The organism is Halobacillus sp. K22, assembly GCF_052246795.1.
Taxonomy (GTDB): domain Bacteria; phylum Bacillota; class Bacilli; order Bacillales; family Halobacillaceae; genus Halobacillus.
The window spans coordinates 113,906-140,470 of record NZ_JBQQCN010000004.1; the positions used below are offsets into that span (position 1 = coordinate 113,906).

The 26,565-nt window shown below is 41.1% G+C and carries 32 protein-coding genes; 5 read left to right on the top strand and 27 right to left on the bottom strand.

Annotated features, from left to right (window positions below; genetic code table 11):
* Window positions 1–15 precede the first annotated feature (15 nt).
* Genes ACTWPM_RS04950 through ACTWPM_RS04960 form a run of 3 tightly spaced genes read right to left on the bottom strand, consistent with a single transcriptional unit; the run spans window position 16 to window position 2,712 of the window.
* The gene (locus ACTWPM_RS04950; protein ID WP_443131956.1) at window positions 16–849 is read right to left on the bottom strand and encodes an alpha/beta hydrolase; all 834 of its coding nucleotides are present in this window, start codon (window positions 847–849) and stop codon (window positions 16–18) included.
* 13 nt (window positions 850–862) lie between these two features.
* On the bottom strand, window positions 863–1,735 hold the full coding sequence (locus ACTWPM_RS04955; RefSeq protein WP_443131957.1) for a gamma-glutamylcyclotransferase: 873 nt from the start codon (window positions 1,733–1,735) through the stop codon (window positions 863–865).
* Between the two features lie 35 nt (window positions 1,736–1,770).
* Window positions 1,771–2,712 carry a P1 family peptidase gene (locus ACTWPM_RS04960; RefSeq protein ID WP_443131958.1) on the bottom strand — a complete coding sequence of 314 codons (942 nt, stop codon included), beginning with the start codon at window positions 2,710–2,712 and terminating at the stop codon, window positions 1,771–1,773.
* A gap of 79 nt (window positions 2,713–2,791) precedes the next feature.
* Here ACTWPM_RS04960 and ACTWPM_RS04965 point away from each other — a divergent pair, with 79 nt between their 5' ends.
* Window positions 2,792–3,064, top strand: coding sequence for an acylphosphatase (locus ACTWPM_RS04965; RefSeq protein WP_443131959.1), 273 nt, complete (start codon window positions 2,792–2,794; stop codon window positions 3,062–3,064).
* A 47-nt stretch (window positions 3,065–3,111) separates the two neighbouring features.
* On the opposite strand, the gene ACTWPM_RS04970 is transcribed toward ACTWPM_RS04965, so the two are convergent.
* The 7 genes from ACTWPM_RS04970 to ACTWPM_RS05000 form a co-directional block, all read right to left on the bottom strand.
* Entirely contained in the window at window positions 3,112–3,852 is a 741-nt protein-coding gene (locus ACTWPM_RS04970) for an SDR family oxidoreductase (RefSeq protein WP_443131960.1), read from the bottom strand.
* Window positions 3,853–3,989: 137 nt separating this feature from the next.
* Window positions 3,990–4,229 (bottom strand): indolepyruvate ferredoxin oxidoreductase subunit alpha, encoded by a 240-nt coding sequence (locus tag ACTWPM_RS04975; RefSeq protein ID WP_014643438.1) that lies wholly within the window; start codon window positions 4,227–4,229, stop codon window positions 3,990–3,992.
* Between the two features lie 153 nt (window positions 4,230–4,382).
* Entirely contained in the window at window positions 4,383–4,937 is a 555-nt protein-coding gene (locus ACTWPM_RS04980) for a histidine phosphatase family protein (RefSeq protein ID WP_443131961.1), read from the bottom strand.
* Window positions 4,938–5,021: 84 nt separating this feature from the next.
* On the bottom strand, window positions 5,022–6,617 hold the full coding sequence (locus tag ACTWPM_RS04985) for an amidohydrolase (protein ID WP_443131962.1): 1,596 nt from the start codon (window positions 6,615–6,617) through the stop codon (window positions 5,022–5,024).
* Window positions 6,618–6,720: 103 nt separating this feature from the next.
* Entirely contained in the window at window positions 6,721–6,924 is a 204-nt protein-coding gene (locus ACTWPM_RS04990) for a DUF6501 family protein (protein ID WP_443131963.1), read from the bottom strand.
* An 85-nt stretch (window positions 6,925–7,009) separates the two neighbouring features.
* The gene (locus ACTWPM_RS04995) at window positions 7,010–7,618 is read right to left on the bottom strand and encodes an alpha/beta hydrolase (protein WP_443132035.1); all 609 of its coding nucleotides are present in this window, start codon (window positions 7,616–7,618) and stop codon (window positions 7,010–7,012) included.
* A gap of 97 nt (window positions 7,619–7,715) precedes the next feature.
* A complete protein-coding gene (locus ACTWPM_RS05000) occupies window positions 7,716–8,744 on the bottom strand; it encodes an AbrB family transcriptional regulator (RefSeq protein ID WP_443132036.1) in 1,029 nt (342 codons plus the stop codon).
* A gap of 94 nt (window positions 8,745–8,838) precedes the next feature.
* On the opposite strand from ACTWPM_RS05000, the gene ACTWPM_RS05005 reads away from it, so the two are divergent.
* A complete protein-coding gene (locus ACTWPM_RS05005; protein WP_443131964.1) occupies window positions 8,839–9,507 on the top strand; it encodes a GNAT family N-acetyltransferase in 669 nt (222 codons plus the stop codon).
* A 45-nt stretch (window positions 9,508–9,552) separates the two neighbouring features.
* Here the strand turns inward: ACTWPM_RS05005 and ACTWPM_RS05010 are convergent, their stop codons facing one another.
* The 17 genes from ACTWPM_RS05010 to ACTWPM_RS05090 all read right to left on the bottom strand — a co-directional run bounded on the left by ACTWPM_RS05010 (window position 9,553) and on the right by ACTWPM_RS05090 (window position 24,558).
* A complete protein-coding gene (locus ACTWPM_RS05010; protein ID WP_443131966.1) occupies window positions 9,553–10,134 on the bottom strand; it encodes a TetR/AcrR family transcriptional regulator in 582 nt (193 codons plus the stop codon).
* 108 nt (window positions 10,135–10,242) lie between these two features.
* A complete protein-coding gene (gene msrB, locus ACTWPM_RS05015) occupies window positions 10,243–11,202 on the bottom strand; it encodes a peptide-methionine (R)-S-oxide reductase MsrB (RefSeq protein WP_443131967.1) in 960 nt (319 codons plus the stop codon).
* An 89-nt stretch (window positions 11,203–11,291) separates the two neighbouring features.
* Window positions 11,292–11,810, bottom strand: a complete 519-nt coding sequence (gene vrrA, locus ACTWPM_RS05020) for a VrrA/YqfQ family protein (protein ID WP_443131968.1) — start codon at window positions 11,808–11,810, stop codon at window positions 11,292–11,294.
* Window positions 11,811–11,873: 63 nt separating this feature from the next.
* On the bottom strand, window positions 11,874–12,560 hold the full coding sequence (locus ACTWPM_RS05025; protein ID WP_443131969.1) for a uracil-DNA glycosylase: 687 nt from the start codon (window positions 12,558–12,560) through the stop codon (window positions 11,874–11,876).
* A gap of 131 nt (window positions 12,561–12,691) precedes the next feature.
* Complete coding sequence (locus ACTWPM_RS05030) at window positions 12,692–12,940, bottom strand: DUF2584 domain-containing protein (protein WP_443131970.1); 249 nt, start codon at window positions 12,938–12,940, stop codon at window positions 12,692–12,694.
* Window positions 12,941–12,965: 25 nt separating this feature from the next.
* The gene (locus tag ACTWPM_RS05035) at window positions 12,966–16,082 is read right to left on the bottom strand and encodes an AAA family ATPase (protein ID WP_443131971.1); all 3,117 of its coding nucleotides are present in this window, start codon (window positions 16,080–16,082) and stop codon (window positions 12,966–12,968) included.
* A 3-nt stretch (window positions 16,083–16,085) separates the two neighbouring features.
* Window positions 16,086–17,240, bottom strand: coding sequence for an exonuclease SbcCD subunit D (locus ACTWPM_RS05040; RefSeq protein WP_443131972.1), 1,155 nt, complete (start codon window positions 17,238–17,240; stop codon window positions 16,086–16,088).
* A gap of 39 nt (window positions 17,241–17,279) precedes the next feature.
* Complete coding sequence (locus tag ACTWPM_RS05045; protein WP_443131973.1) at window positions 17,280–17,501, bottom strand: YozE family protein; 222 nt, start codon at window positions 17,499–17,501, stop codon at window positions 17,280–17,282.
* A gap of 116 nt (window positions 17,502–17,617) precedes the next feature.
* Window positions 17,618–18,376 carry a twin-arginine translocase subunit TatC gene (gene tatC / locus ACTWPM_RS05050; RefSeq protein WP_443131974.1) on the bottom strand — a complete coding sequence of 253 codons (759 nt, stop codon included), beginning with the start codon at window positions 18,374–18,376 and terminating at the stop codon, window positions 17,618–17,620.
* Between the two features lie 80 nt (window positions 18,377–18,456).
* Complete coding sequence (gene tatA / locus ACTWPM_RS05055) at window positions 18,457–18,651, bottom strand: twin-arginine translocase TatA/TatE family subunit (RefSeq protein ID WP_014643454.1); 195 nt, start codon at window positions 18,649–18,651, stop codon at window positions 18,457–18,459.
* A gap of 47 nt (window positions 18,652–18,698) precedes the next feature.
* On the bottom strand, window positions 18,699–18,884 hold the full coding sequence (locus tag ACTWPM_RS05060) for a twin-arginine translocase TatA/TatE family subunit (RefSeq protein WP_443122193.1): 186 nt from the start codon (window positions 18,882–18,884) through the stop codon (window positions 18,699–18,701).
* A 129-nt stretch (window positions 18,885–19,013) separates the two neighbouring features.
* Window positions 19,014–19,610 (bottom strand): molybdenum cofactor guanylyltransferase, encoded by a 597-nt coding sequence (gene mobA / locus ACTWPM_RS05065; protein ID WP_443131975.1) that lies wholly within the window; start codon window positions 19,608–19,610, stop codon window positions 19,014–19,016.
* Entirely contained in the window at window positions 19,607–20,101 is a 495-nt protein-coding gene (locus ACTWPM_RS05070) for a dihydrofolate reductase (protein ID WP_443131976.1), read from the bottom strand. The genes mobA and ACTWPM_RS05070 overlap by 4 nt, the downstream gene beginning before the upstream one ends.
* Before the next feature lie 20 nt (window positions 20,102–20,121).
* Window positions 20,122–21,081: a thymidylate synthase gene (locus ACTWPM_RS05075; protein WP_443131977.1), complete on the bottom strand. Its 960-nt coding sequence runs from the start codon at window positions 21,079–21,081 to the stop codon at window positions 20,122–20,124.
* Entirely contained in the window at window positions 21,081–21,707 is a 627-nt protein-coding gene (locus ACTWPM_RS05080) for an HD domain-containing protein (RefSeq protein WP_443131978.1), read from the bottom strand. Before ACTWPM_RS05080 ends, ACTWPM_RS05075 begins: the two co-directional genes overlap by 1 nt.
* Before the next feature lie 8 nt (window positions 21,708–21,715).
* Window positions 21,716–22,570 carry a DUF72 domain-containing protein gene (locus tag ACTWPM_RS05085; RefSeq protein ID WP_443131979.1) on the bottom strand — a complete coding sequence of 285 codons (855 nt, stop codon included), beginning with the start codon at window positions 22,568–22,570 and terminating at the stop codon, window positions 21,716–21,718.
* A gap of 317 nt (window positions 22,571–22,887) precedes the next feature.
* Window positions 22,888–24,558: a formate--tetrahydrofolate ligase gene (locus ACTWPM_RS05090; RefSeq protein WP_443131980.1), complete on the bottom strand. Its 1,671-nt coding sequence runs from the start codon at window positions 24,556–24,558 to the stop codon at window positions 22,888–22,890.
* Between the two features lie 461 nt (window positions 24,559–25,019).
* On the opposite strand from ACTWPM_RS05090, the gene ACTWPM_RS05095 reads away from it, so the two are divergent.
* The 3 genes from ACTWPM_RS05095 to ACTWPM_RS05105 all read left to right on the top strand — a co-directional run bounded on the left by ACTWPM_RS05095 (window position 25,020) and on the right by ACTWPM_RS05105 (window position 26,506).
* Window positions 25,020–25,265 (top strand): cold-shock protein, encoded by a 246-nt coding sequence (locus ACTWPM_RS05095; RefSeq protein ID WP_443131981.1) that lies wholly within the window; start codon window positions 25,020–25,022, stop codon window positions 25,263–25,265.
* 144 nt (window positions 25,266–25,409) lie between these two features.
* The gene (locus ACTWPM_RS05100; protein WP_443131982.1) at window positions 25,410–26,090 is read left to right on the top strand and encodes a queuosine precursor transporter; all 681 of its coding nucleotides are present in this window, start codon (window positions 25,410–25,412) and stop codon (window positions 26,088–26,090) included.
* Window positions 26,091–26,104: 14 nt separating this feature from the next.
* Window positions 26,105–26,506, top strand: coding sequence for a ribonuclease HI family protein (locus ACTWPM_RS05105; RefSeq protein WP_443131983.1), 402 nt, complete (start codon window positions 26,105–26,107; stop codon window positions 26,504–26,506).
* Window positions 26,507–26,565: the final 59 nt, after the last annotated feature.

A 26,565-nucleotide genomic window follows, 5' to 3' on the forward strand; every position in this document is an offset into this window, starting at 1 on the left:
TCCTTGTCGCAAGTCCTATCCCTTTAGCCACTCCCCAACCGAGGTGTGAAAGGCGGGGTCGTGCAGAATATGATTATGATCGGTATCCTCTATAATCCTCATGTTTAAACCGAAAGTATTTTCGTACCAATCTTTTAGATTCTCAGGATCCACTACCTCATCATACTCCCCTACATAGGTGCGTATTCGGTCTCCCATACCCTCAAACAAATCCTCTGGTAATTTTTCAAGAAAGCGGGACATCATCAGGCGGAAACTCAGCGATAGTCTTCCGGAATGATGGAATTCATCCGGGATTTGGGCAACGGTCCAATTTAGTATGCGTTTCACTCCCAGTTTATACAATACCATAAGAGTTCCTGCCTTTTTCTCATGCACAACATAGTCTACATCCGTAGAAGGTTTAAATTGATCGGTAGCATCATTACGGTAAACAGAAAGGTTGGGATGGAAAAAAGGAGAGACGAAAAGATAATGATCAGCTGTCTTGGGATTCCTATGAATCAGCCTCAGTAGATTAGCACAGCCCATCGAGTGACCAACTAATACAATCTGTTCGTATCCTTTTTTCTTAACGAAATGAATGAAATCAAATAAGTCATCATCGAACTGCTCCATATAAGACAGGTCCCCGCGGGGATTTAAATGATCATACCCTCTTAAAATTGGTAGAAATACATCGGCTTCTATATTAAGCGATTCGGCAAACTTTTTCTGGTGGTTCAATTCAGCAGTAATTCCGTGAATCAATATCACCGCACGGTTATTCGGTCTCTCTTCTTCAAAAGATACATAATGTAAATGCGAAAAATCTCTTGCCGTATACGTTTTCCAGATTGTGTTTACCATAGCTTGAACTCCTCTATTCCATTTGCTGGAGGTATTTTGTAAATTCATTCACGGGCAGCTCGTGCTGTAAACGCTGCTCTAATCGCTCCATATAGTTCTTACTTAAATAATAACGTCCTCCACGGTGAATCTCTCTTGCGTAGTGCAGGGGAGGGGTAAGACTTTCTTTTTTGTGAATAACCGTAAACGAAAGGGCTTCTATCACAGGTCCGTTATGAAGAGTAACTTCGACTACTACCGGTCGATAAACATGGTTCGTTACACCTTCGCGGCGATATAAATATTCAAGGGCTTCTCCGGTAATCTTGTATACTACGCCCTCCACTGCGTCCCCGCTTCTCTCGATGATATCCGCACGACCTCCATCAGCACGGTGATAAGAAAAACCTAAATGATAACCTTTTAATTCGGCTCCTCCCTCAATTTCCTGAAATAAGTCCTGCACGCCGCTTCTACAGAATCGTTCCTGATCCATACATGAGCCGAAAGCAAAATAATAATAAGATTCCTTCTTTAATAGTTGCTCCACTTTCCAGTCCTGATGGGCAACAGGGTTTCCTTCCGGAGGATGCGGATAATAGTAAACGTAAGCAGAATAGCTCTTCTGCTGCGTATGAACATCTGCCGTTTCTCTTCTGAACAAAGAATCTGGATCTTTCTCACGATATCCTTCCAGACGATCTAACTGTTGTAACATTCCTTCATTAATTTCGTACAATTCCCCATAAGCAAGGGAAGCTTCATTTTTTATTAAGAGGGGGTAATAAGAAGACCCTGAATAAAGCTCGCCGCGCGTCCAGGCTTGTTCGGATATAAGTGAAGCTCCTTCGAGGAAATGATGATTCTGTTCATTTTTACGCAATGAACCATAAACAAACGCGTACAAATTACTGCCTCCTTGTTTCTACATTTTATAAAAATTTAAGTATCGTTTATAGCTTGAGCACTTTGAATAGCACGAAGTACAGCCTTCTCGACCACATAAGCAGCTAAACTTGAGAGACCATTCAGATCCACCTCAACTTCATTTGTAGTTAATGTAAATAAAGTATCTCCATCTACAAATGTATGAGAAGGACGGATGGTTCTTGCCAGTCCATCGTGAGCCAGCGCAGCTATTTTATTAGCTTGTGGTTTTGTCAATTTAGCATTAGTTATAACAGAGCCTATCGTTGTATTTCCACTAAAACGGTTTGTTTCTGTACTTTCTATGGATTGAATCAACAAATTCTCCGTTCCTAAGAAGCGTCCATCCTTCTGAACGCCCGCGATAATTTGTCCGGTTTTAGGATCAATGACGTCCCCAAAGCTGTTTACAGCTACGACCGCTCCAATTTTCAATCCGCCCGCCTGCACCGCATAACTGCCTATACCACCTTTCATTGCATAATCAGGCCCCAAAACCTTACCAACCGTTGCACCTGCTCCTGCTCCCTCAGTACCTTCCTTAAAAGGAACATGGTCAAAAGCATTTGTACAGGCTTGATAACCCATATTCCGGTCCGGACGAATCCCCGCTTCACCTCTATGAAGATCAAACAAAATGGCGCCAGGGACGATCGGAACTCTGGCAACCTGCACATCAAAGCCTATGTTATGTTCCTCAAGGTATTGCATAACTCCCGTTCCCACATCAAGCCCGTAAGCACTTCCGCCTGAAAGAAACACCGCATGCACGTCTTCAACCAGATTTTCAGAGCGTAGCAGGTCTGTTTCCCTGGTTCCTGGTGAACCTCCGCGAACGTCTACCCCTCCTTTTGCTCCATTCTCACATATGATAACGGTACACCCTGTACTCGCTTGAGAGTGTTTAGCCTGACCTATCCGGAAACCTTCTATATCCATTAGATCGATCTTTTTCATATCTTTCGCTCCTTTTAGTTTTTATGTAACCAAGATTGGGGAAAACTTCAGTATATACAAATGCAGGAGGTGCTTCTAAATGGAAAGAAATCATTTAATTGTTCATGGCAGAGTTCAGGGAGTAGGATTTCGTGCCTCAGCCAAGCAAATTGCCGACGAGCTTGATATAACAGGCTGGGCTAAAAACAAATCAGATGGAACGGTGGAAATTGATGCTGAGGGTGAAAGCCGCCAGCTGAAACGATTCATAGATAAAATAAATGAAGGCCCTACTCCTTTTGCCAAAGTTGAGGCTTTAGATATTACTGAGAAAGAAGTAACCAATAGTTATGATAGCTTTCGTACTGTATAATAATCTTGACCGCAGGATATCCTGCGGTCAAGAATTTTTATCAACTACTATTTTTTGTGCATCGGACGCACAATAACCTCATTAACATTAACATTAGAAGGCTGGGTTGCCGCATAAGCAACAGCTCGTGCAATGTCATTAGCCTCCAGCGGGTCCATGCTGCTGTCTTTGAACATGTCCAGTACTTCACCGTCTGTTATATGATCTGTCAATTCTGTATCTACCGCTCCCGGAGAAATGTTCGTCACTCGTACTCCAGAACGTGACAATTCTTTTTCCATCCCCATGGATAGAGCACGGACAGCATATTTCGTAGCACTGTAAACCGTACTTGAAGGAAAAACTTCATGACCCGCGACTGAAGATACATTAATTATATGCCCTGCATCCTGTTCAAGCATCACCGGAAGAGAAGCATGGATGCCAAACAGTACTCCTTTAATGTTCACATCGACCATTTGTTCCCACTCACCGACGTGGTCATTTTTCAAGAAAGATAGAAGCATAACGCCGGCATTATTAACAAGGATATCTACACTTCCAAATTGCTCCTTCGTTTCTTTTACCAGCTGCTCTACATCTTCTTTCTTCGTAACGTCAGTCTCCACTACTTTAGCTTCTACATTATAGGATTCTGTGATTTCATTCGCTAGTTCCTGAAGTCTTTCAGCTCGCCGTGCTGCAAGTACCACATTGGCACCCGTATCAGCAAGATGATGGGCAATAGCTTTTCCTATACCGCTGCTCGCCCCTGTAATGATCGCTGATCTATTACTTAGTTTAGTCATAGTGTTCCCTCCTATTAAAAGCTTCTCAGAACTTTTACCCTATTTAATTCAATGTTATTCATATTACGGACGATCGCTAACCCGTGAAACATAGAAAGACCGCCCCTGTAAAATAGAGACGGTCTTAAGTAGGAATGTTATTGTTCTTCAAAGAACTTACGGTTTAACTCGATGTATTTGTTTTCTTCTTCCGGTACTTCATCCTCTATATAAATAGCCTCAACCGGACAGACAGCTTCACAGGCGCCACAGTCGATGCAAATGTCAGGATCAATGTAAAACATATCTTTACCTTCTTCTATACAATCTACAGGACATACATCCACGCATTCCCCAGCTTTTTCATCTTTACAAGGGGATGTAATAACAAATGCCATAGATATTCTCCTCCTTCTAGTTGTTAAATGTGTTTAGTTAACTATTCACCTGAACTAGTTTCGGTAAACACTAAATTCTATGATAACGACTATAGAACAAATTAGCAATTACTTCCGCTAAAATTCCGACGAATTATAGCAAATTATTCGAATCTAATAATTTTCATGCCAAATCCGCTCCACCATGTACTCTCCGCCCTGTTTTTGAACTAAAAACATATCAGGGTTCGATAAACGTTTCCACTCATAAAAACCGATTTCCCTATTATATTTCTGCAGCAGTAAAGCAAGAAGATTTCCATGGGTTACAAGAAGTACATTCCCGCAATCCTTTTGTTCAAGTTCATCGACGAGGGACAGGATCCGATTTTTTGCTTCCTGGGAGGACTCACCACCTGAGAATTTTAATTCAGGATCTTTAAATGTATCATGCAGGACTTCTTCCCAATCATCCAGGGGTTCATGGCTTAAGATTCGCTCCTCTAGGCGCTCATCTGTTTTTATGGACAATCCTTTACTTAAGGCAAAAGGTTTGATCGTTTCTATCGCTCGTAAAAAAGGGCTTGAGATTATATGATCAACTTCATAACCAGATTGATCAAGAAAATTGGCCAGTACTTGAGCCTGACGGATCCCTGTTTTCGTTAGCGGGGAATCCTCATGCTGCCCTTCAGTTTCGCTATGACGCACTAAAATCAGTTTGTCCATTTTTCTCCATCCTCCCCTTAAATTAACCTTATCCTTATTATCGCTGATGGGAACAGTGTTGACAAGGAAGCCAAGGAGAAAATGTTACTTTTTATACACTCGTTTCCCTCTATGCCAAGTTTCAATAACCTCAATAGTAGTAAGTTCTTCTACGGGAACTTCTTTAGGATGCCGATCTAATAGTACAAAGTCAGCCTGGTAATCAGCATCTATTTTGCCCTTTACATCCTCCTTATATTCAAGTTCCGCAGGAGTATTGTAAAACCCTGAGAATGAGGCGTCCACCGAAAGTTTCTCCTGTGGCATCCACCCGCCAGGCGGCTGACCCTCTAAGTCCATCCGGTTCACAGCCGTGTAAATGGACACCAGCGGATTTATAGCGCCGATTGGAAGGTCGGAGCTTAGAGTAATTGGAATTTGTGCCTTATAAAGACTTTGGAAAGCATCACAATAAGGAACAAGCTCCTCAGGAGACCACTTGTCTTTTTTATCCCACTCTCCTAACAGGAAAGAAGGCTGGGTTTCAATATAAGGTTTTAAATCTGTTAATCGACTGAGCAGATCCGGAGCAAGCGTCTGGGCATGAATGATACGATGCCTTCGATTACTTGTATCCACTCCGCCCTGCTCAAGAGCTTCAATGGCTTGCTCGACTGCCCGGTCACCTATGGCGTGCATAGCTACCTGCATATTGTTCTGCGAAGCTGTTCTGACCATCTCGTTTAACTCCGACTGAGAATAAATTAACGTCCCTTGTGTCTCCGGCGCTTCAGGATACGGATTTCTCATGGCTGCTGTGAACAAACGCTGGGTGCCGTCAAGAAAGATTTTTACAGCCCCGACTTTTACCTGATCTGTTCCATCTCCCGTTCGCATACTGCTTCTATTTAGATAATTTTGAAGATCATCTATATTAAAAATGTAATGGTGAAGCTGAGCATCAATCGGAAGCTTACCTTCCTGTTCTAATTCTGTATAGGCCTGCCAAAGCTTCTCATAAGAACCAATAAAATTAATATCGTCACTGTGAACGGAAGTGATGCCTACTTCACTTAAGTAAGGGACCGCAGCTGAAATTGCCTCTTTAGCATCCTCTACTGAACGCCCCCAAAAATGGTGCTTAATGTAATGGACGGCGGTATCTTTAAAACGGCCTGTCCAGTTCCCTTGCTCATCTTTTTCCTTAAATTCTTCCGGCTCTTTCTCAAACCCTTTATCATTTCTAAGTAAGTCCATAGCCTGCTCACTGATAACACACTCATGTCCATCCTGATGCATGAAATAAATATAGGAGTTAACCTGTATCTCGCTTAAGTCCTTTGCTGTTAGTAAATAATCAATGTCATCGAATTGGGAATCATTAAAACCTTTCCCGAAAATCCAATCGTATTCTTCCATTTCATCATAATGGTTTTCCACCAGATTCTTCATTTCTTTCCAGCTTGTTACTTCCGTTAGATCCAGTTCCTTTTTTAAAAGACCAAATCTCAACAAATGCATATGACTGTCATTAAATGATGGGGCCAATACCTTGCCTTCTCCATCTATGACTTTTTTATCTCCTTCATAGGGGCTTTTATAAATGGAGATGATTTGATCTTTTTCTACCTCTACAGCATATAGGCGATCTTCATCGTATTGGGATGATGGCTGGTAAATCCGAACATTATCAATAACCATATTAATTACTCCTTTGTACCTAATATTCTATATCCATACCTTCCCCGTTTCGTGGGTACTAAACATTAAAAAACCGACAGCGCAAAAGCACTGCCGGTAGAATTTATACCTCTTTAAAGTAATCTTTGTAAAAGCCGCCCATACGACCTGAATTATCGATAACGAAATAAAATTCTTCACTTTCATTCTTTACGTCATACCTCTTTCCAGGGGTCAAAACATTTTCTACAACAAATTTAGCCGCATCATTATGGACGCATTCAATCTGTTTAATGGTCGGGTTGTTTTCCCAATTTTTATGAATCATGTCTTTCATCCTCCTTGTTCTTCTGTGTCCCTATCATACCTTGTACGAAACGAGGACTCAATAATCACAAAAACTTTCGTTCGTTTTAGGTTAAATGAGCTTCATACCAGCTCTTTCCTGCCTTTACTTCTGATTCTGTCAGCTGATGCCCGGAGCTTTCCCAGTGATCGGTCACCTGTGCGCCCGCTTCTTCAAGCAATTGTTTTAAATCAACCGTTTCTTGTGCTGGGCATATTGGATCGTTTTCACCGGCTCCAATAAACACTGGCAAATCTTTCTGGAAAGCCAGCTCTATGCCTCGCCTTGGAACCATCGGATGGAAGAGTAGTGCACCTTTCAAACTCTTTTCATAATGAAATAACAGACTTCCAGCGATATTAGCTCCGTTCGAATAACCAATGGCCACTACATTATTGCGATTAAAATTATACGTATCCGCTGCTTCACTAAGAAATTCATTCAACTCTTTTGTTTGTTTGATCAGGTCTTCTTCATCAAAAACCCCTTCACGCAGACGTTTAAAGAAACGAGGCATGCCATTTTCTAAAACGTTGCCTCTAACGGATAACACGGCAGCGTCTGGATCAATCATTGAAGCGATAGGAAGTAAGTCTTTTTCTGTCCCCCCTGTTCCATGCAACAGTAACAGTACGCGTTCATTTCCAGGCTTTCCCTGCTGAAATATATGTTTCATATTCATAGTGAATCGCTCCTCCTATACATGATTTTTTACCTAGTTTATGATCGATTACCAGTTTATCTTTAATTCGAGATATAGTCAAAAAGGAGACTCACATTTTTTCTCTCAAGATTTTTTGATAGAAAATCGGCAGGATAATTACAATGGTAAGCAAACGTATCATCTGCAAAGAGCTTACAATGGCCGGCTGTCCGCCTGCCGCCTGAGCTGTAAGAGCCATTTCCACCAATCCTCCTGGAGCAAGACTCAGGACTGCAGTCACAAGATCCATCCCGGTCCATCCGGAAAGCAGAAAACCAAGAGCGATACCAACTGCTATGATAATAACAGCCAGTCCAAAATATAGAAAGCAGTATTTACCTGCCTGGAGGACATCTCTTAGGGAAACTGAATGACCAAGATGAACCCCAATCATAATTTGAGCAGCAATAAAAAACAGTGCCGGCAATTCATAAAGAGGAGTACCAATGGATTGAAGCAGTCCTATAATCAACATAGGAACAATTACTAAAGCTGCCGGGATCCGCTCTTTGAGTATATTTCCAATTAAGAATACTGCCCCGTAGATGGCTATCGTCCATAATTCCTCTTCTTGCTTAGTGGAACTCATCAAGGTAGTAGAAGATTGATAGAACCAATGGGTTGCTGCGAATGGAATAATAAATAATACACAAATTAAGCGGATCGTGTGAATGATGGTCACTAGAACTGTATTTGCTTTTAATGATTCGCTGACTGCCATCATTGCAGAAAGCCCTCCAGGTGCACTTCCAATCAGGCTGGTCGAGATATCGATTGCTGTTTTTCTTGAGATAAGATAGGCTAAAAACAGGCTTAGAGATATGAGTGCAAGTGACAGTACTGTGTAAGGAATAAAATAAGGAACGACTACGGCAAACGTCTGAGTTGTAAAAGTGAGGCCAATTTGGATGCCGAGCAGTGCAAATGCTGCGTTTCTCATCGATACATGACTGGTTGTTTCAAAATTGCCCCAGTATTTAAACAGGACCAGTCCGGCTACTGGTCCAAGAATCCAGGGAAGTGGAAGCTGTAGCAGCCAGAATACCATTCCAGCGATTATGGCTATTGTATAAGTAGGAATATATTTTGAAATAGAAATATACGGTACCTCCTCACTTCACTCGTGGTTTTCCGCAAGTTGTACACGAAATTACCCTACATAAAAAATAAGTATGGAAAGGAGTCTCATTAAAATGGATAAATGGATTTACGGTTACGACCGCGCTCGCTCTCGTTTTAATCATCTGCACCTTCGTAACTATTACGAAAGTGACTTTGAAGATTTAATTCAAATTCAAAAAAAAGCTTTTCCTCCTCCTTTTCCACCTGAGTTATGGTGGAACAAAGAGCAACTGGCTAATCACTTGGAAATCTTCCCTCAGGGTTGTATTTGCATAGAGGTAGATGGGGTTGTGGCAGGATCAATGACCACAATGATTACTCATATGAAGAATGAAACCATGGATCATTCATGGGACTCGATGACGGGTGAAGGTACCATGAGTACACATGATCCTGAGGGTAATACCCTTTATGTAATTGACCTCTGTGTAGACCCCGATTACCGCGGTCTGGGGCTCGGCCGGCAGTTAACTCAAGCCATGTACGAAAATGTCGTTCACCTGAACCTTGAACGTCTCGTAGGTGGGGCAAGGATGCCTCTCTATCACAAATATCAACAGGAACTTACACCTGAAGAATATGTAAATCTTGTTATACGTGCAGAGATAAGGGACCCGGTAATAACATTTTTATTGAAATCTGGTCGTTCTCCCATCAAACCAATGGTTGATTATATTAAAGATGAAGAGTCCTGTCATTACGGATTAATAACGGAATGGCGCAACCCATTTTTAGGTTAATTGCAGGAAAAAGCCGCTCCCAGTAACACACTGGTGCGGCTTCTTTTATTGACCGGGCTTATGGGCAACCCCATGTTCGATCATCCCGAAAAGCTGAGAAGCTAACCCGTCTACTCCTAGTCTCTTTCGGTTAGGGAATAGAATAGAATGAAAAATCAAGTCACCGATCAACCCAGAATCTGCTTCTTTATTCCAAATACCTGCTTCTTGGGCATCGGAAATCCAGTTCATCATAAGATCATAAGTTTTCATTAGATCTGCATCGAGTTCATTTTTATAGTAAATCGCCGCATTTTTATCACTAGACTGTAGATCCTGAATCATTTTATCTATTTGATAAATTTGAGCATGCTCTAAAATAATTTGAAGCAATTGAAACAATTTATGATTCGGGGGATCAGTGGAAGGAATTCGATCAACTTTTTCATTCATTTCCTCCATCATGCTCTTCATATAGGCAAGGAGCAACTCATCTTTATTCTTGAAATATTCATAGAGTGTACTTCGTCCAACTTCAAGCAGATCAGCTATCTTCTTAAAGTGCACGCCATGTAATCCTTCTGCTTGCAATACTTCTCCGGTTACCTCTAATACATCCTGTCTTGTTAAGGCTTTCTTTCGTCCCACAAAGAACCCCTCCCCTCATTTCTTATTATAGCATTTTTCATCCAGAGGAGAGGGAAGGAGGATAAGCGTCTTACCCTATGGCTTGAGGGAAAAGTCTCTTTTTACTATTTATTGAAATAAATGAGTTAAATATCCATATCCCTTTTCTTCCATGTCCTGTTTAGGTACAAATTCTAAGGCTGCTGAGTTAATACAATAACGGAGCCCACCCTGATCTTTCGGTCCGTCATCAAACACATGTCCGAGATGAGAATCTGCATGCTCACTTCGAACCTCCGTTCGGATCATTCCATGAGAAGTGTCCACTTTTTCATTTACTTCCTGGGTTTCAATCGGCTTTGTAAAACTCGGCCACCCACAGCCTGCGTCATATTTATCCTTCGAACTGAACAAAGGTTTTTTCGATACAACGTCTACATAAATTCCTTCTTCATCATAGTCATGATATTCATTTTGAAAAGGTTTTTCCGTGGCATCTTCCTGGGTAACTTTGTACTGGATATCGCTAAGGCGATTCTTCAACTCTTCTTGATTCTTTTTATAGCCCCAGTGGTCTTTAATAAAACCTGCACGTCCGGAGCCTTTTTTATACCGATTATAATGGAAAGCATTTTTCTTGTAGTAATCCTGGTGTTTATCTTCTGCTTTATAAAATGTTTCCGCGGGAAGAATAGGAGTTACGATTGGCTGTTTGAATATTCCTGACTCCTTTAACTGTTGTTTGCTTGCTTCAGCAATTTTCCGCTGCTCTTCATCGTGATAATAAATCGCTGTTGTATATGATTCACCGCGATCTGCAAATTGGCCGCTATCATCCGTTGGATCAATTTGCTGCCAGAAAAGTTCGACCAGTCGTTCATAAGGAAAGATTGAAGGGTCATAGGTAATTTGGACCGCTTCCTTGTGACCAGTCTGCTCTGTGATCACATCCATATAGGTAGGATTTTCAGTATGACCACCTGTATATCCGGAAACGATGGAATCAATTCCTGGTCTTTCATCAAATGGCTCAACCATGCACCAGAAACATCCACCTGCAAATGTAGCTATTTTCAATTTGTTATTCATCAATAAAACCTCCAATACGTAGGTTCTTACATGTAAGCATGTCCTTATTCTTGCTAATATACGAAAAAAAATCAAGCCACACGCACAGCCTAAATGTAAAGCTTAGGCTGTGATGTGCCTTGACGTCTTCTTTTAGGAGAAGAAGCGCTGCCAGTGGAAGGACTAGAGGAATCATAATTGGCGCTTGTTAATGATTCAGTTTCGAGACTTTCCCCTGTCTCTTCCCCTTCTTCTTCATCTGGTTCATTCATAATTTTCATCATATTAATCATGGCAGGTATATTCTTGATCATCGGGCCATACTGCTGCACCATTGGCGCTGCACTTTGCATGGCTTTCAAAGCTGTCTGCATATGTCCAAGCCATCCTGCTCCGCCGGCTTTAGCTGCATTTCCAGCCGCTCCTAAAGCTTGTGTCCCTAAACCAGCACCACCAAATCCTGGTGCACCGAACCCTGTGGCGCCAAACCCAGGGAAGCCTCCAGCACTTCTGGCTCCTTGATTCAAAAAGGGCGCTATCGATCTCATCATCCCTTGTGGTGCCATGTACTGCTGAGGTCCGGGAAACATACCCATAGGAGGGAAAGGCGGTTGACCTGTCGGAAACATTCATAACCCCTCCGTAACTTAAGATACTGTAGCATATGCCCGATGCCGTTAGTTGGTATGGGCTTATGATTGCTCCGGATCAGTCGGGAGTGCCCAGTTGATGGGCTCCTCGCCGATTTCCTCAAGAAACTGGTTTGTTTGAGAGAATGGACGGCTGCCAAAAAAGCCACGATGAGCGGCTAACGGGCTTGGATGAGGGGCAGTAAGGACTTTGTGTTTGGAGCGATCGATGGATGCACCTTTCTTTTGGGCATGTTTTCCCCAAAGAATGAATACAAGAGGTCTCTCCCGCTGATTTAATATCCGGATCACTTCGTCAGTGAACTTTTCCCATCCCATTCCCTGATGAGAGTGTGCCTGGTGAGCTCTAACGGTTAATACGTTGTTGAGTAAAAGTACGCCTTCTTTAGCCCAGGAAACCAAATGACCATGAGGGGGCGGTTCAATTCCAAGGTCTTCTCTCAGTTCTTTATAAATATTTTTCAGTGAAGGAGGAATCGTCACTCCTGGTTTAACTGAAAAACTGAATCCATGTGCCTGTTCAGGTCCATGGTAAGGATCCTGCCCTAAAATAACGACTTTTGCATTTTCATAAGACGTATATTGCATCGCGGAGAAGATTTCATACATATCTGGAAACACTTGATAAGTTCCGTATTCTTTTTTTAACCTTTCCCGAAGATCTAAGTAATAAGGTTTGTGAAATTCTTCTTCCAGAAGGGATCCCCAATCATTGTTCAGGACTTTCATGGAAATAACCTCTCTTTCTAGCAGAATGTTTATTGAGTGAAAGTGAAAAAGTGAAATTATTTACTTTATCACCGATCTACTATTTCCCGGGGAAGCGCATAATGCGACATCTCCCCCTTCATATTAGCTCACTAATTGACGGAATAAAGCGAAACTAACCGATATTTACAATAAGTAAAGTGATCTTTAAAGGTTAATTCCTCGATGATACCCGCTCCCAGCTGTTCTGACTTTAACGTTCTTTTAATTTCAAGCCTTTCATTTAAAGGAAATATTCTATAACCTTCAAAAACGATCTCAAACAAATTATCTTCTTTGTTAACTCTCCGTTCTTTCCCACCCGTAATCAGAATCCATTCCATAGATAGAGGTGTAGCCATCTCCTCTCTCCTTTCTTTCATTTTCTTATTGAAAGACAAATTCGACTGAAGAGCCAGCAGGTCCTGTTTGTATTTGTAATTTAGCAGGAATTTCTTCTTTTAACTGCGGAACATGAGAAATGATGCCTAACATTCGATTGCCATCCTGAAGACTTCTTAGACAGTCAATGGCCTGCTCCAGTGATACCTCATCCAAAGTGCCGAATCCTTCGTCGATAAATAACGTATCAAGCTGCACTCCCCCCGCATGGGACTGGACTACGTCGGCCATGCCAAGAGCCAAACTAAGGGAAGCTTTAAACCCTTCCCCTCCGGACAAAGTACGTACGGACCGTTTTTGCCCCGTATGATGATCAATGACCTCAAGGTCTAAACCGCTTTGAGCCCCTCGCTTAGCGAGCGCATCGCTCCGCACAAGCTGGTACCTATGGTCTGTCATCTGATCAAGCCTTACATTGGCCTGAACGATTATTTCATCAAGAAAGGCAGCTAAAACATATCGTTCGAGTGACAAACGGAGATGATTATCTCCCCTGGAAAGCTGAGCAAGTTCTGCCATATCATAGTATGCTTGTGCTAGATCACCTTGCTCTGCTAACAAAGCGGCCATATTGGTATGAACTTGTTTATTTTGCGACAAGGCCAGTTCCAGTTCATTTACGAGTTGCTGCTGTTTAATGAGTTTTTGTTTTTCCTCTTCCCACTCCGTATGAAGAGCGTCTAAATCCGGCTTTTGTTTTTTATCAAGCTTTTCATTTAAACTATGCAGTCGTTCCTGGATAATTGCTTTTTGCTGCTTATACTGCTCGACCATTTCTTGTTTTTCTTCAATAGCTTCCTTAGACAATAAAGAGTTTTGATAACTTTCGACACTTGAAAACTGAAATTGAACGAGCGTTTGATTAAATTTCTCTTTCCGAACTTTTTCTGCTTGTTGAGCCTGCTTTACATATTTATTCCCTTCTTCTTCAGACACTTTAGCCTGCTGCAACTGGTCACGAAGCTTAGAATATTGGGATTGGATGTTTTCCCATTTTTTCATCTCTTCTTTATAAGAAGCTTCTGCTTGTTCAGTTACTTTTCTTAATTGTTGAGGGTCTTTAGTTTCAAAAGAGTAGTTCTCCTGAAAGGATTCTTTTTGAGTTTGTAAACGCGTTTGTTCTTGATAGCTGATATTCAAGTCATGCTTCGCTTTTTCAAGTTTCCTATTCAACTCTTCTTCACGCTTTTCTATATTTTCAAGCTTTTTCACGGAATGTTCCATCTCTTTAGCTTGCCTGTTGAGATCTTCCAATAACTCATTTTTGGAATTTAAACTCTGTTCATTCTGCTTAACTGCGCTTTGGATAGATGATTGATCCATTGAACCTACCACCGTCTTATACTCTTCAAAAAGAGCATCAGTCATTTGGCGCTGTGTTTCTCCTTTTGATTTAACCTGCACAGCCTCTTCCTGCATCCTCTGGAAAGCCTTATGCTTTTCAGCTGCATCTTGCTTTAAATGCGTAAGACGGTCCTGACTAACCACCTGAGCAGGCTGAATGGCCGGTTGAGGATGGTGAGAGTTTCCACAGACCGGGCAAGGTGACCCTTCTTCCAATTGCAGAGACAATGTATAAGCATGGTGCTCTCGAATATCTTCAAGAGCTGATTCGTAATGGCTTTTAGCAGCATGATGTTCTTTTTCCACTTGTTTGAAATCTTTCATAAACTGCTGATAGGAGGTTCTCATCTCGATCAATACATCCCATTCTTTAGATAAACGTTTTAAATCCTTTAACTGCTTCGTCAAATGTTCAACTTGGTTTTTGGTTTTATAAATTTGGTCGGTAATTTCCCGTTCATTTTTAATGATATCTTTTAAATGATTCCGTTCGGTCTTTAGTTGCTTTAGCTCTTGTTCCAAAGTTACTACTTGTTCTTTACTTTTAGTAAGTTTCTGATTTATCTCCGTTAACTGGCTGTCCAGGGTAAGAAAATCAATTAATTTCTTTCTTTCTTCCTCTTTTTGTTCCCATTCTTTCTTTAAAGCCTGACGTTTATCTTCCTTTTCTTCTAATTCTCTGTATTCTTTTTCTACATTAGAGAATTCAGCTTCTGTACGTATCCTATGCTGGGCTTTTGATTCCTGGTCTATTTCCGCTGTTTTTCTTTCCTCTTCTCGATCCTTCCACTGTTGTTCAAACCCTTTCACTTCATCTGCCTGTCGAGCCCATTTAAGCTCTTCTTGAACAGTATTAATTGTAGATTCCCTCGATTTTAAAACCTTATCTTCTTCTAAGAGTCTTTGCTGCTCATTAAATTGTTCTTGAAGCTGTTTCGCTTCATGAAGCTGAGACTGTAATTTATCAGCACTTGAAGTCAACTGATTTAAATGACTTTGCTCCTGATTAATCAGATTATTTTGTTGATCCATCCGCTTGCTTAACCGGTCTAAAATCTTTTGCGGTTCTTCTTCCTTCAACGAAACTTCCTCTTCTGTTCCCCAGTGGATTTTGCTGACTTCCTGTTCTATTTTCCATTGAAATTGCTCGATTTCTTTCTCTAGTGTCTTGGACTGATTTTTTAAGTAGTCGGTTAATTCGGAATAAAACTGAGTTTTAAATATTTTCTGCAGAATATCTTCCCGCTCTTTACTGTTCTCTGAAATCAGCTTTCTAAATTCCCCTTGAGGGATCATGATCATTTTCCGAAATTGGTCATAATCCAGTCCCAACACTTCTTCAATATAATCATTAACTTCTTTTACTTTGGTAGCTAGCAGTTTTTCATTCTCTAAGTGCGTCATATAAAGCTCTGCTCTAGCTGGTTCTTCTTTCCACCCTTCCCCACGTTCCTTTCTCCTCACTTGCTTAGGCATGCGGACAATTCGATAAAATTTCCCCCTTAGTTCAAAAAGAAAGTCCACATAGGTAGGCTCTCCTTCCTGCGCAAAATGACTGCGCATAGAGTCTTGATCGCGATCGCTTCCGCTTGCACGTCCGTACAAAGCAAAACACATGGCATCAAATATCGTCGTTTTTCCAGCACCTGTCGGACCCGTAATTAAGAAGATTGCTTCCTCTCCGAGGGAGGAAAAATCGATGATCTGTTGCTCACGATAGGGTCCGAAAGCTTGGACAGTTAATGTAATGGCTCTCATAGGTCACTGCCCCCTTTCTTCTTCTCTTAGAGCGTCAATTGCCTGGCTGATTAAGTTCTTTCTATGTTCAGAGATCGAATCACCTTTAATATCTTCATAAAACGAGCGAAATAATTCTTCATGAGAGAGCCTCTGCCGCTCTTTCACCTTGTTCAATTCATCTATCTGAGTATTTACAGATGGCCGTCGTCTCTCCAGGTGTAATATGTTTGGATATACCTTTCTCAGTTTCCCCATGGGATCAATGAGCTGCCCGTCATCCATTAATCTAATGTGAAGATAATTGTCAGGACTGGCGGGTGCTTCCCCCACTAGTAAATCTTCAAAATATCCTTCTACTACTTCAAAATCACGAATAGGATGAAACGGTATTTTTTCAAAAGTAAATTCATCCTTTTCCTGTAAGTCTATAACAGTCACTGATTTCTGATGGCGAGCCTCTGAAAAAGAGTATTTAAGAATTGACCCGCTATAACGAATATGATCATAAGCTACCCTTTGCGGCTGATGAAGATGGCCTAAGGCTACATAGGAAAAATCTTTAAAAAGTTGGGCATCTATGTAGGGACTTCCACCAATCATAGATAATCGCTCCTCTGATTCACTTTCCATTCCACCTGCTAAGAAGGCGTGTCCGATCCACACATGCCTCTCTGTCATATCAAATCTATCCCGGATATCCTCTATTAATCTAGAAGCAGCCTCCTGATGACTCTTAATCTCTGCATCTTCAAACACAGCAGCTACTTCTGCGGGTTCCACATACGGAATAAGATGAAAATGGACAGGGCCTTGCGAATCATATAAAGTGACCGGCTCGCGTGATGGTTTTAGCTTTGTATCCAGAAACAATCCTTGCCTTCGAAACAATTGGGATCCAAACTCCAGGCGATCAGGACTATCATGATTACCTGAAATCGCAAGCACAGGTATTTGAAAATCATTAATTAATTTGGTTAGCACTTGGTTTAGTAAGTCAACGGCCTGCTTTGGAGGGATCGAACGATCATAAAGGTCACCAGCAATGATAATAACATCGGGTTGTTCTTCCTCTACAATCTCTATAAATCTATCCAAAATATACGCCTGGTCGTCAGTCATATGGACATAGTTTACAATTTTCCCTAAATGCCAGTCCGCCGTATGCAGTATTTTCATGTGAGCTATACCCCTTCCCCGCTGATCATTTCTGAACTCTTAATTTTCTTCCTCAATCAAATAGGTGTCATACAAACGATCAAACACCGATAAAGCACTTGGAAAAGGAACATTCCATTCTAAGTATCGGCTGATTTCATCGTACGTTTTGGCTTGCTTAGGAAAGCTGTGATCTTGGAACATCCAATCCGCAAGCTTCTTCTCATCATTCTCTATCCGGTTTCCACGGTAGCGCATCATATAGTGATAAAAGGATCTCATTGATTTTCTTCCTCCTGAATTTTTGTATCTTAGTTTTATCATGGACACACCATAACTGCAAAACGATACCTATAAAAAAGAATCCTCATTAAGTTTTTCAGAGGATTCTTACTTTGCTATTCTTCTTCTTTTTCCATGTATTCCTGATGGTTTTTTAATTTATTACGATAAACTATACGGGATAATAAAATACTTACTTCATATAGGATAATCAATGGAACAGCAACGACCAGCTGAAGAATAAAGTCAGGCGGAGAGATAATGGTCCCAATGATCACTAAAACAAAATAAGCGTATTTCCGGACTTTTACTAACAACACCGGGTTTACAATACCAAGACTCGTCAAAAACATCGTTAGTATCGGTATTTCAAAAAGAACCGCAAATGGAATGGTTACACGGAATAAAAAACGAAAATATCTTTCTACCGTAAAGATTTCATTAAACATTCCATCGTTTAATGATAAAAGGAACGGTAGTATAAACTGAACAAAAACCAAATAACCAAAAGCTAAACCACCTATGAACAACAGGAAGATAGCTGGGATGTAGGATAGTGACACCCGTCTTTCCTTCGGGGTAAGCGCTGGTTTAACAAACAACCAGAGTTGTAAGGTTAAAATAGGCAGCGTTCCTACAATTGCAACAAGACTGGCAATCGTAAAAACAATCCACACAATCTCTCCAGGACTTGTCATGTGAAGTTCAAAAGGAAGGTCGTTCACAAAGAATCCTTGAATCGGCCTGATATAGTACAATCCTGCTGCAAAAAACGCGATAAAGAATACTAGCGTCCAAATAATCCGTTTTCTTAATTCGGTTAAGTGATCCGTTACATTCATTTCAATATCTTGACTAATTTTTTTAGCTGACAAATCTTCCACCTCCAGGCCTTAAGACGCAGCCTGACAAAAAGAAGATGTAAGGATCGGGCCCTTACACCTTCTTTATTCATTTATTCGTCTTTATTTTTGTTTTCAGATTTATTACTGCTGTCTCCATCGGACATGATGTCCCCTGTCGCTTTTTTAAACTCTTTCAGAGAACTCCCAAATGCTTTACCGATTTCCGGAAGCTTTGAAGGTCCAAAGACAACCAGCGCAATAATTAATATCAGGATGAGTCCTGGCACACCAATGCTAGATAACATGGTTCATCCCTCCAATTCTTATGTTCTTTCAGCTTGTAACTTAAGTATTAGTTATTTTTTTGGTCGGACGGCTTATCTTTTCCTTCATCTGTTAAGTCACGAGCGGAATTCTTGAATTCCTTTAGAGTCTCTCCAGCTGCTTTGCCAATTTCCGGAAGTTTTTTAGGTCCAAAAATAACAAGTGCAATGGTTAGAATTAATATCAAGCCTGGGATTCCAATACTTGAGAGCATATCTTTCACCGCCTTTTAATAGTAAACCTCGTTAATCCATTATTTTATAGATGGAAAAAACTACACATAGATTCGTCATATATCGGCTCTTTTCCTATCATATCACGATCTTGTCCAAATGTCTTGGTTTCATAAAATTTTGCAAATCTCCTGAGCTTTCAGGTAATCGTCCGGAGTATTCATATTAAAAAAGTGACGATTGACAACTTCGCGTGAAAGAGGCCGAAAATCACTTACATAAACCGAATTAACCTGCTCGAGTAAAAAAATAACCTTTCTCTCTCCATTATCAAGCAATTTCTCTACAATGGGAAGACAGGACTTACGGTAAATACCAGATAGCGGTTGAAGACGGCCCTCATATTCAGGAATCACGGCATCAGATGTTTCATTCGCGAAAGAGGATAAGTAATCATAGACGCTTTTGTGAATAAACGGCGTATCACAGGCTGATAAGAAAAACCATTCTTCTTCTCTTCTTTTCATGACAGTGTGAAGACCACCCAGAGGACCGGCATCTCGATAGATGTCCTGGATGGAGGGAATGGGTAAATCTGTTTCGTCATTCTGATTCATCACTACAGTTGATACAGTCTTTTGCAGTTCATTTAATATACGGACCACTACGGGCTGCCCGCCCAAATTCAGCCAGGCTTTATCTTTTCCCATCCTCGTGGAGCCTCCGCCAGCAAGGATTACACCGCAAGCATTTAACCCTTCACTCATACTTTTTTCCGATCGTAAGTTCTGAAATAATAATCATACGTATTTTTCTCATCTTTTTTCCCTTTGTATTCATCAATGAGATTCCAATCCTCTATATTAAATGGTGGAAAATACGTATCGCCTTCGAACTCGGCATCAATATATGTTAAGTACATCCGGTCAGCATAAGGATACATTTTCTCAAAAAGAACACTTCCTCCGATGACAAACCATTCTTTCTCCGGATGTTCTTTTTCCAGCTTTATTATTTCCTCAATCGAATGAATAACTTCACAACCTTCACGAGAATAATTTTCATTACTCGTTATTACAATGTGCTTCCTCTCAGGGAGAGGTTTGCCAAATGATTCAAACGTTTTTCTTCCCATTATAATTGTCTTTCCCCAGGTCTTGTCTTTAAAGAATTTAAAGTCGTTTGGAATATGCCATGGAAGATCGTTTTCTTTTCCGATCAACCGATTTTTATCCATTGCAAAAATAAATGATATCATTTCCTTCACCTCGTTCGAGTTTATACAGCTACGGGAGCTTTGATTCCAGGATATGGATCATAACCTTCTATGGTAATGTCTTCCATCTCGAAATCAAATACGCTTTCTTTATCTGGGTTTAATGAAATTTCAGGGAGTGGTTTTGGTGTTCTGTTTAATTGCTTGTGTACTTGTTCCATGTGATTACTGTAAATATGGGCGTCACCCAGCGTATGAACAAATTCACCCGGTTCGAGACCACACTCCCGTGCGATTAAATGAGTAAGCAAGGCATAACTTGCAATATTAAACGGCACCCCTAAAAATATGTCACCACTTCTTTGATACAATTGACAGGAAAGTTTTCCATCAGCTACATAAAACTGAAAAAGCGCATGGCAGGGTGGCAAAGCCATGTTCGATGGTACATCCTCAGGGTTCCACGCTGTTACCATATGCCTCCTGGAATCCGGATTTCTTTTAATATTTTCAATAACGTTCTTTAACTGGTCGATCGTCTCGCCTTGAGAAGTTTTCCACGCACGCCACTGCTTCCCATAAACATTTCCCAAATCACCGAATCGCTCAGCAAATGAATCATCTGTAAGAATTTTCTCTTTAAAACGTGCCATTTGCTCGTCATATTGTTCTTTAAACGCTTCGTCCTGCAAGCTTCGTCGACCAAAATCCGTCATATCAGGTCCGTCGTAATGATCACTTTCCACCCACGCTTGAAATGCCCATTCATTCCATATGTTGTTATTATGCTGAAGGAGGTATCGTATGTTCGTATCTCCTTTAATAAACCAGAGCAGCTCACTCGCAATTAACCGAAAGGGAATTTTTTTTGTTGTCAAAAGCGGGAACCCTTCCTGAAGATTGAACCTGAGCTGATGGCCAAATACAGAGAAAGTCCCTGTTCCTGTTCGATCACCTTTTTCATGTCCAGCATCAAGAACGTGCCGGCATAAATCTAAATAAGCTTCTTCGTTTTTAAGCACTATGCTTCCTCCTCTAGATGAATATCCTGATCGATTTGCTTTTCTCTATTAAATTCGTGCAAGTAAGTTTCCATGAAACGATGCCTCCGATCAGCTTCCCGTCTACCACTTTCTGTATTCATCATCGCAGAAAGCTTTAATAATTTATCGTGAAAGTGCTGAATAGCAGAGGGAGTATCCGCTTCTTCGCTATCGATTTTCTGGCCCTTTGCCCCTCCATAAGTGAACGCACGGGCAATACCAATAGCACCGATGGCATCCAACCGATCTGCGTCCTGGACAACAGCCCCTAAATAGGATGAAGGCTTTTTACCTCTTCGAAAGGAAACGGTCTCCATAGCTTTCTCCAGCTCATTCCTTTGAAAAAGGGTAAAACCCAGTTCCTGAAGCAAATGATTCCTGCCTTCTAAAGCCTCATCTGGGTTATTAAATAATTTCTCATCCCCTATATCATGAAGCCATCCTGCTGCCTCTGCAAGTAACGGATCGACTTCCTCTTCAACGGCGAGCTTACGGGACCAAAGTGCCACACGTTTCATATGGTCAAAGCCATGACCTGTCGTATCATGCTCGAACTGTTCTTTTACATAAATTTCAATACTTTTGAGTCGATGGTCTTTTTCCATAACTCCTCCTAAAATTGAAAGAGGTCCATTTGCCTGGGATTCAAGTCATCATAAGTGATCCCTAAAATGTCCTGCATTTGTTTGGCGTTATCTGCGGCGTCTCCGCCTGAATTGTTGTTAAACAGTAATGTAATCTCCGGAGTTTGCTTTTTAAGTTCATGGATTCTTTCTGCCCATTCCCTTAGCTCTTCCTCATTATATCTATAAAGGAAACGAACCTTTCTCCAGTCTTCCCTGCCGTTCTTATTCCATCCGTGGACATTGCGTCCATGAAAACGGACCAGTGACTTGCTAGGGTGGGTGGGCTCTAAAACACGGGGCACCGACCCTTCTCCAGCCTGAGGCTCATCGCAGATTGTATGAATCCATTTTTGATCTTTCATGAATGATAAAGTTTGTTCTTTATACTGAGACTGGAACCAAGTTTGATTTCGAAATTCTAGAGCCAACGGGTAATCAGCAAGCCACTCTCTTATAAAGCGCAATTTTTGTATATTTTGCTTCTTCACATCAAACCATGGAGGAAATTGAAATAATAGTGCATCGATTTTGCCTTTCTCCCAGGCAGGCTGTATGGATTCCTCATACTGCTTCAGCAATTCTTTTGCTTCTTGTTTGGTACGCTCTTGTCTATCGTGCCCTGTCAGATGACTAAAAGCTTTTATAACAAACCTAAATGATTCAGGGGTTTGCTTAATCCACTTCTCGTAATGAGACTGGGGCTGTATGGCGTAAAATGCGGTATCTACTTCTACCACAGGAAAGTGAGAAGCATATTCAGATAATTTCTCGCTTCCTTTTGTCTGATGTGAGTATAGAGAAGCATGATCTCCCCAACCGGTCACACCGATTTGAATAGTCAATCCTCTTCCTCCTTATCCACGTATGTAATTAAAATCATTGTAGCAAAAAAAACATCTCCCTGACTACAAAAAGCCAGGGGCTCTCACTTCCCATTAAAATTGCTCTGTTAAATCTCCTTGCTAATCTAACAGTTAACCTCCCGATTTGCGTAAGGCTCAGTTTCAAATTAAATGGGTTCTTTATGCTCAAGGAACTAAGGCTTGGAAATAACTCGCTTTCCTGCAGCCCCGCAGAACCTCACGAAAGTGAGTCTTAAAGATAACGTTCTGATAGTGAAAGAGTCCTTGAAAGATTAACAGTAAAGTTAAACATAGCCTTAAAATAAACCTTTAATCGTTCCATCCGCCGTAACATCCATTTGAAGAGCCGCAGGTTTCTTTGGCAGGCCGGGCATAGTCATCACATCACCCGTTAAAGCAACAATGAAGCCGGCTCCTACCGAAAGCCTGAACTCTCGAACGGTAATATGGAAATCCCTCGGACGTCCAAGTCGAGAAGGGTCATCCGATAGTGAATACTGTGTTTTGGCCATACAAATGGGCAGGTGTCCATATCCTAACTGCTTTATTTGATTTAATTGCTTTTTTCCCTGAGCGGAAAACTGAACCCCTTCCGCTCCGTACACTTTATCGGCGATTTTCAAAATCTTTTCCTCTATAGTGTCGGATAAATCATAAGTATAAGCTAGAGACGAGGATTTATTTTCACAGATCTTTGCAACTTTCTCGGCAAGGTCAATACCTCCTCCCCCTCCTTTCGTAAATACATCGATGACCGCTACGGGCGCGCCCTGCTCCTCACACCATTTGCGTAAGTAGTCAAGTTCTTTCTGAGTGTCCGAGGAAAATTGATTGACAGCCACTATGAATGGAAGATTGAATTGGCGAATTGTCTCCATGTGTTTTTCAAGATTCTCCATCCCTTTTTCAAGGGCCTGTAGGTCTTCCTGCTGCAAATCCTTTTTATTTAAACCGCCATGCATTTTCAAAGCTCTGATTGTAGCTACAATAACCACAGCATCAGGTTCGAAATCTCCCGCTCGAGTTTTTATGTCTATAAATTTTTCTGCACCTAAATCAGCCCCAAACCCAGCTTCCGTTACCACATAGTCACCTAACTTCGCAGCGATCTTTGTCGCCATTACACTGTTGCATCCGTGAGCAATATTTGCGAAAGGTCCACCATGGATAATCGCTGGTGTATTTTCTAAGGTTTGAACAAGGTTAGGTTTCATGGCATCTTTCAGTAATAAAGTTAAAGCACCTTGAAAGCCCAACTGCTTCACAGTAACCGGCTCTTGTTGGTATGTATAGCCAATAATTATTCTGGAAAGCCTCTTTTTTAAGTCTTGTAAATTCGAAGCCAGACAAAGCACAGCCATAATTTCAGAAGCCACAGTGATCGTAAATTCGTCTTCTCTCGGAACTCCTCTAACAGCGCCGCCTAACCCGACTACGACTTGGCGCAAGGAGCGGTCATTAATATCTAAAGCACGCTTCCACGTGATTCTTCTTGGATCAATGTTTAGCTGATTACCTTGGTGTATATGGTTATCTATAAATGCGGATAACGCATTGTTCGCAGTCGTGATCGCATGGATATCACCAGTAAAATGCAGATTAATCTCTTCCATTGGAACAACCTGGGAATATCCACCCCCGCAAGCACCGCCTTTTAGACCCATCGTTGGCCCCAGGGAAGGCTCTCTTAATGCTACTATCGCTTTTTTATCCAACTGATTTAACGCCTGCCCAAGTCCAACCGTTACAGTGGATTTGCCTTCACCGGCAGGCGTAGGGTTGATAGATGTTGTCAGGATAATTTTACCATTTGGTCGATCAGCCAGTTTGTTGAGCAGCTGATCGGATAGCTTAGCTTTAGAATGACCAAATGGTTCCCAATCCTCTTCTGTCAGCCCCAACCTCTTGGCAATGGAGGAAATTGGATCCATTTTCGCTTCAAGCGCAATTTCAATGTCTGTCTTCATGAAGTCACTCCTTTCACAACCTATCTTACCTTTATTTTACATCATTTCAAATAGATTAGACCGTTTCCTTCATTCAAATTACTTCTATTTAGCTATAAAAGGATTATCTACCATTATTTTCACTTGGATAAGTGCAGTTAATGGTGGAAAAAGAGTCTGTGACACGAGTCAAAGAACAGGTTTTCCCACTGCCAACTACCATTTCGGCCTAAGGAAAGCTGAAAATATGGTTTTAATCCTTACCCTCACAAAAAATCATATTCAGGTTGTTGACGTTACTTTATGGATACGTTATATTGTAGTTAAGCAAATAAGGTGAACGGAAACATAAATGCAAGGTAGTTCCCATAGAAGTACTCCGGAGTTTATTGTTCCGAGTTTCTATGGATTTTTTGTGTCTTCATCATTATTTGTAATTTATCACGTATTACGTGTAAGAAGTTTTTAGGAGGATTCATATCATGCAAAACGGTACAGTAAAATGGTTTAACGCGGAAAAAGGTTACGGCTTCATTCAAGTAGAAGGTGGAAACGATGTATTCGTACACTTCTCTGCTATTCAAGAAGAAGGTGGAAACGATGTATTCGTACACTTCTCTGCTATTCAAGAAGAAGGTTTCAAATCTCTAGAAGAAGGTCAAACCGTTTCTTTTGAAATTGTTGAAGGCGATCGCGGACCACAAGCAGCTAATGTAGAAAAACAATAAATAAAATCCAAAGCAGCCTCTATAGAGGCTGCTTTTTTTATGTTTTCCTTGAAAAACCAGGGCCTCCCTCGTATAATTAACGGCTGTTAGTCTTGCAACGCGGTTCGCAAACTCCCGCGATATCAAAACTAAGGAGGTCATTATATGAGTAATGAATGGTTATGGATATTATTCGCTCTAATTAATTTCAGTTTATTAATCGTGGTTTACCGTATCTTTGGTAAACCCGGTCTTTTCGTATGGATTGGAATGTCGACGGTAATTGCCAATATTCAGGTAGTCAAAACAATTGAACTATTTGGTTTGAATGCTACTCTTGGAAATATCATTTATGGTACAGCCTTTCTAGCCACAGATATCCTGAATGAAAAGTACGGAAAGAGAGATGCCAGAAGAGCAGTTTGGATGGGCTTTTCTACGCTGATCGCTTTGACCATAATGATGCAAATGGCAATTCAGTTTACCCCAGGCGAAAATGATGTGGCTCAGTCTGCACTCGAAAATTTGTTCGGTATCGTGCCCCGCATCGCTCTTGGCAGCCTGACAGCTTACATCATCAGTCAGTATTTTGACGTATGGTTATACGCACGCTTAAAGAAATTATTCTCAAGTGATGGTACGCTATGGATAAGAAACAATGGAAGCACAATGATTAGTCAGCTCTTAGATAGCGCTATCTTCTGTGCCATTGCATTTTTGGGAATCTATCCTTTCGAAGTTTGGCTGGAAATATTCTTGACAACTTACATTATCAAATTTATTGTAGCTGCTATTGATACTCCATTTTTATATGTAGCTAAAAAGTTTAAACACGCTGAATACTGAAGGAGCTGTTTGAATTGATTGAAGTTTATACAGATGCCGCGGCAAGCGGTGATCCTGGCCCTAGTGCTGCTGGAGTTATTATCAAACAAGGAGCCACACTTATAGAACACAGTTTCTATCTAAATGAAAGAAGTAACCATGAAGCTGAATTTCTAGCCGTAATAAAAGCTCTTGAAGTATGCAGGGAAGATTTTCCTGATGAAATCATATCTATTCGATCTGATGCAAAGATCGTCGTTGATACCATTGAAAAAGGTTACACCAAGAATGAGAAGTTTTTATCCTTCCTTAAAACCATCCAGGAATTGGAACAATTCTTTCCTTATGTATTCTATAAGTGGATACCCGAAAAGCAAAATAAAAACGCCGATCGAGTAGCCCGAGCCGCGCTTTTAAAACACACGAAACTCAGCTGAAAACACAGTTAAAGCTTGTAGAGAAACCCACGTTTTTCTACAAGCTTTTTTGTGTAAAC

What these genes read in the sequence shown, in the direction of transcription:
- ACTWPM_RS04950 (WP_443131956.1), bottom strand. Translation starts at nt 849, where the DNA reads ATGGTAAACACAATCTGGAAAACGTATACGGCAAGAGATTTTTCGCAT.
- ACTWPM_RS04960 (WP_443131958.1), bottom strand. Translation starts at nt 2,712, where the DNA reads ATGAAAAAGATCGATCTAATGGATATAGAAGGTTTCCGGATAGGTCAG.
- ACTWPM_RS04965 (WP_443131959.1), top strand. Translation starts at nt 2,792, where the DNA reads ATGGAAAGAAATCATTTAATTGTTCATGGCAGAGTTCAGGGAGTAGGA.
- ACTWPM_RS04970 (WP_443131960.1), bottom strand. Translation starts at nt 3,852, where the DNA reads ATGACTAAACTAAGTAATAGATCAGCGATCATTACAGGGGCGAGCAGC.
- ACTWPM_RS04975 (WP_014643438.1), bottom strand. Translation starts at nt 4,229, where the DNA reads ATGGCATTTGTTATTACATCCCCTTGTAAAGATGAAAAAGCTGGGGAA.
- ACTWPM_RS04980 (WP_443131961.1), bottom strand. Translation starts at nt 4,937, where the DNA reads ATGGACAAACTGATTTTAGTGCGTCATAGCGAAACTGAAGGGCAGCAT.
- ACTWPM_RS04985 (WP_443131962.1), bottom strand. Translation starts at nt 6,617, where the DNA reads ATGGTTATTGATAATGTTCGGATTTACCAGCCATCATCCCAATACGAT.
- ACTWPM_RS04990 (WP_443131963.1), bottom strand. Translation starts at nt 6,924, where the DNA reads ATGATTCATAAAAATTGGGAAAACAACCCGACCATTAAACAGATTGAA.
- ACTWPM_RS04995 (WP_443132035.1), bottom strand. Translation starts at nt 7,618, where the DNA reads ATGAAACATATATTTCAGCAGGGAAAGCCTGGAAATGAACGCGTACTG.
- ACTWPM_RS05005 (WP_443131964.1), top strand. Translation starts at nt 8,839, where the DNA reads ATGGATAAATGGATTTACGGTTACGACCGCGCTCGCTCTCGTTTTAAT.
- msrB (WP_443131967.1), bottom strand. Translation starts at nt 11,202, where the DNA reads ATGAATAACAAATTGAAAATAGCTACATTTGCAGGTGGATGTTTCTGG.
- vrrA (WP_443131968.1), bottom strand. Translation starts at nt 11,810, where the DNA reads ATGTTTCCGACAGGTCAACCGCCTTTCCCTCCTATGGGTATGTTTCCC.
- ACTWPM_RS05025 (WP_443131969.1), bottom strand. Translation starts at nt 12,560, where the DNA reads ATGAAAGTCCTGAACAATGATTGGGGATCCCTTCTGGAAGAAGAATTT.
- ACTWPM_RS05030 (WP_443131970.1), bottom strand. Translation starts at nt 12,940, where the DNA reads ATGGCTACACCTCTATCTATGGAATGGATTCTGATTACGGGTGGGAAA.
- ACTWPM_RS05035 (WP_443131971.1), bottom strand. Translation starts at nt 16,082, where the DNA reads ATGAGAGCCATTACATTAACTGTCCAAGCTTTCGGACCCTATCGTGAG.
- ACTWPM_RS05040 (WP_443131972.1), bottom strand. Translation starts at nt 17,240, where the DNA reads ATGAAAATACTGCATACGGCGGACTGGCATTTAGGGAAAATTGTAAAC.
- ACTWPM_RS05045 (WP_443131973.1), bottom strand. Translation starts at nt 17,501, where the DNA reads ATGAGATCCTTTTATCACTATATGATGCGCTACCGTGGAAACCGGATA.
- tatA (WP_014643454.1), bottom strand. Translation starts at nt 18,651, where the DNA reads ATGTTATCTAGCATTGGTGTGCCAGGACTCATCCTGATATTAATTATT.
- ACTWPM_RS05060 (WP_443122193.1), bottom strand. Translation starts at nt 18,884, where the DNA reads ATGCTCTCAAGTATTGGAATCCCAGGCTTGATATTAATTCTAACCATT.
- mobA (WP_443131975.1), bottom strand. Translation starts at nt 19,610, where the DNA reads ATGAGTGAAGGGTTAAATGCTTGCGGTGTAATCCTTGCTGGCGGAGGC.
- ACTWPM_RS05070 (WP_443131976.1), bottom strand. Translation starts at nt 20,101, where the DNA reads ATGATATCATTTATTTTTGCAATGGATAAAAATCGGTTGATCGGAAAA.
- ACTWPM_RS05080 (WP_443131978.1), bottom strand. Translation starts at nt 21,707, where the DNA reads ATGGAAAAAGACCATCGACTCAAAAGTATTGAAATTTATGTAAAAGAA.
- ACTWPM_RS05090 (WP_443131980.1), bottom strand. Translation starts at nt 24,558, where the DNA reads ATGAAGACAGACATTGAAATTGCGCTTGAAGCGAAAATGGATCCAATT.
- ACTWPM_RS05095 (WP_443131981.1), top strand. Translation starts at nt 25,020, where the DNA reads ATGCAAAACGGTACAGTAAAATGGTTTAACGCGGAAAAAGGTTACGGC.
- ACTWPM_RS05100 (WP_443131982.1), top strand. Translation starts at nt 25,410, where the DNA reads ATGAGTAATGAATGGTTATGGATATTATTCGCTCTAATTAATTTCAGT.